The sequence below is a fragment of the Nocardiopsis chromatogenes YIM 90109 genome (assembly GCF_000341185.1).
Lineage (GTDB): Bacteria > Actinomycetota > Actinomycetes > Streptosporangiales > Streptosporangiaceae > Nocardiopsis_A > Nocardiopsis_A chromatogenes.
Genome location: NZ_ANBH01000226.1, coordinates 1 through 3,534 on the forward strand (window position 1 = coordinate 1; position 3,534 = coordinate 3,534).

1 protein-coding gene is annotated in these 3,534 nt (G+C 79.7%); it reads right to left on the bottom strand.

The genetic code is table 11. The annotated features are described in order from the left end of the window. Nucleotides 1-168 precede the first annotated feature (168 nt). On the bottom strand, nt 169-3,495 hold the full coding sequence (locus D476_RS39265; protein WP_449289411.1) for a DUF5719 family protein: 3,327 nt from the start codon (nt 3,493-3,495) through the stop codon (nt 169-171). Nucleotides 3,496-3,534 lie beyond the last annotated feature (39 nt).

Sequence of the window (3,534 nt, forward strand, 5' to 3'; positions counted from 1 at the left end):
TCCTTGGATCAGGTCCGTGGAAGGCGTCGGCGGTGTCGTGTCCATCGCAAGGACGCTGTACTCCCGAAAGGCAGGAGGAGTCGGCCCGGGCGCGCTGTCGGCCGATGAGAACGCGGCGAGGGGCGTGCCCGGGCGCCGCGCGGTAGGGCCTGATCCGAGGAACACGCCCTAACGGCCGCCTCGGCCTCCGGAGACCGCGGTCAGGCTTCCGGTCACGGCGGGCAGGCGCACCTCGGCCGGGGACGGGTGGACCGGGAGCACCGCCGTGCTGCGGTCCTCGCCCCCGCCGTCCGTCAGGACCGCCGCGATGTGCGCCGCCCCCGACCCGTCGCCCAGTTCCAGCGCCAGGGCGTAGGCCCCGTCCGGCCCCTCGACCTCCTCTGCGGCGACCGTCCCGGCCGCGGCCTCCACCCGGACCGGGTCGCCCGTCGTCCCGTCCGGGGACACCGGGGTCGCGATCACCACCGCGTCCTCCTCCAGCGCCCCCACCGCCAGGTCCACCGACACCCCGTCGGGCACCGCCGGGACCGAGCCCGCGCCGCCCGAGGCCGCCGTGAGTGCCGGTACCGACGCCGCCACGGCGGTGTCGTCCCCGCCCTCGCGCTCGGCGGCCACCCCCGCCACCACCGGCCGGTCGGACTCCACGACCACCGTCGCCGGCGTCCCGTTCAGCGGGTTCTCCAGGTCCACGGCGGCCGTCGACGCGGGCGGCACGTCCACCGACTCCAGCGCCTCGACCTCCGCCTCCCCGTCCGGGGTCACCAGCCGCACCCGCACCTCGGCCGGGTCGTCGCCGGGCGCCGCCAGCAGCAGCCTGCGCCCGCCGCCCCCGCCGGGCACCCCCGGCACGGTCTGGGTCCGTGCCGGGCGCCCCGTCTCCGGCGCCCACTCCGTCCCCGGCCCGGAGCGCTCGACCAGCAGCGACGGCGCCACCCGCCCCGACGACGTGCGCACGTGCACCGCCGCCGCATCCCCCGCCGAGGGCGCGGTGAACTCCGCCAGCTCCAGCACCTCCTCGGCGTGCGGCTCCACCCGCACGCCCCGCACCGACGAGTCGGAGACCGGCCCGTCCGACGCGTACACCTCGACGTTCGCCACCGCCGCCGAGTCGTCCGGGTTGGCCAGGCGCAGCCGCAGCCCCTCCACGCCGTCCCCCGAGGGCGCGGTGAACCAGGTGCTCCACCCCGGCTCCGCGCAGCCCACCGCCGCCAGGCCCGGCGCGCCGTCGTCCTCGGCGTCGCCGTCCTCGGCGCGGGCGGTCACGGCGGCGTCCAGTCCGGCCGCGAACGCCCCCGACGCGCGCAGCACCGACGCCCCCTCGGCGTCGGAGAGGTCCTCGGCGAGCAGCTGGCCCGGGAGGTCGCCCTCGGCGAGGGGGGCGTGGGGGTCCTCCTCGTTGGGCTCCAGGACCAGGTCGCCCTCCTCGTCCCCGTCGAAGGGGGTGAAGGCGCCCGCCTCGGTCCCGGTGCCGTCCGGCGGCGGCGGGCACACCCGCACCGCCGACTCCACCCGCACCCGCTCGCCGCTCCCGGCGACCGCGGGCGCGCCGTCCGGACGGGTCACGGCGGCCACGCCGAACAGCGCCGCCAGCGCCAGGGCCACCAGGCCCAGCAGCGCGAACCGGTTCTGCACGATGAGCTTCACGCCCGCTCCTCCCCCGCTGCGCCGCCGGCCGGACGGCCCTCGTCCGACCCGGCATCGGCCTGCGCGGTCCCGGCCCTGCGCCGTCCACGGCGCCGTCCGGACCCCTCGGCCTCCGAGGACCCCCCGACCGCCGGGAAGGGGCCCGTCGCGGGGCCGCCCGGACCGGCCCTCCGGCGGCCCCGGCGCCGTCCCCGGCCGTTCGTGTCCGCGGCGGCGGAGGCCCCGGCGTCCGCGGTGGCGGGGGCGGCCGGCGCGGGCGCCGTGTCCCCGCTCTCCGCGGGCGGCTCGGCACCGTCGCCGCCGTCGTCCCGGCCCGTCGGGGAACCGGACCGCCGGTGCCCCCGGGCCCGCCTCCCGCCCCGGCGGGGACGGCGCGGGCGGCCCTGGGCCCGCACCTCGGCCTCGGCGTCGTCCTCGGCGGTCCGCGCGCCCGGCGAGGCCAGCACCAGCGCCACCGCCAGCAGCACCCCCTGCGCCGCCAGCCACGCGTCGCGCACGGCCGCGTCGCGCTCGACCACCACATCGCCGCCGGACGCGGGCACCTCGAACGCCGTGGTCCCCGCCTCCGTGGCCGCGGCCTCCAGCTCCCGGCCGCCCAGCGACGCCGTCCACCCGGCCCCTGCGGGCTCGGCCAGCAGCAGCGTCCGGCCCTCCGGGCCGGACGGCACCGGCACCCGCCCGTCGGCGCCGGGGGCCAGGACGTCCGGCGCCGCTTCCGGCTCCGCCTCCGGATCCGCTTCCGGCTCCGCCAGCCGCAGCCTGCCGGTCGGCTCCTCCCACCCCCNGCATCTTCCGGGTCAGTCCGGGCGTCCCGTCCAGCGTGTCCACGATGGTGAGCGCCGCACCGCCGCCGTCCGGCGGCGGTGCGGGGACGAGCACGTACCCGACCCCGTAGTCGGCGAGCGCCCGGACCTCGTCCCCGGCGCGCCCCGCGGCCAGTTCGGCGACCGCCGTCTCCAGGCCCTCCCGGGCCCGTGCGTCCGGCTGCCCCTGCTCGGTCCCGAGCCGCGGCTCGCCCGGCCGCAGCACCGCGTACCGCAGCGGCCCGTCCCCGGCCGGGGACACCACCAGGGTGCGCACCCCTTCGGCCCCGCCCGTGGTCGCCGTCAGGAAGCCGGGGACCGGCGGCGGCGCGTCGCCGCTCAGCGGCCCGTCGACCCCCTGCCACATCCACGCCGCGGCCGCCCCCACCGGCGTGGTGAGGGCGAGCGCCGCCGCCCCGCCCGCGAAGGCGCGGCGCAGCCCGCCCGCGCGCCACATCCCCCCGAGGGACTGGGCGGCCAGCGCGGCGCTGAGCAGCATCGCCGTCGCCGCGAAGGCCAGGGCCACCCCGGGCCAGGCGTGCGCGGGCGGCCCGCCGTAGTACGGCTCCACCGCCACCCGGCTGGTCAGGATCGCCACCAGGATCCCGAAGAGCGCCATACACCAGCCGACCGCCACCAGCATCCGGCGGCGGAGCAGCAGTAGTGCGCTGAGCGACGCGGCGACGAACCCCGCGGTCACCCACCACGGCGGAGCCCCGGGCCCGCCCGGGGACAGCATGAGCAGCTCGTGCGCCGCCGCGGGCGGCGATGACAGGGCCGGGTCGTGCAGCCCCGCCTCCAGCAGCCACTGCGACGGGTGCAGCACGAGCTCCGCCGACCAGGGCAGCAGCAGGAGCAGCGGCATGCCCAGCGCGATGGCGAGGCTGGTGTACAGGCGCCGCCCCAGGTGCCCGAAGGCGACCGCCACCACGACACCGCCGACCAGCGCAAGCAGCCACACCAGCGGCACGAACGCCGTGCCCGCCGCCAGCAGCAGCGCGATGGCCCACGCCGCGCGGCGGGAGCGCTTGGGCGGCAGGGTCAGCATGCGCGACGCGAGCAGCCCCAGCACCGGCAGGGGGGCGGG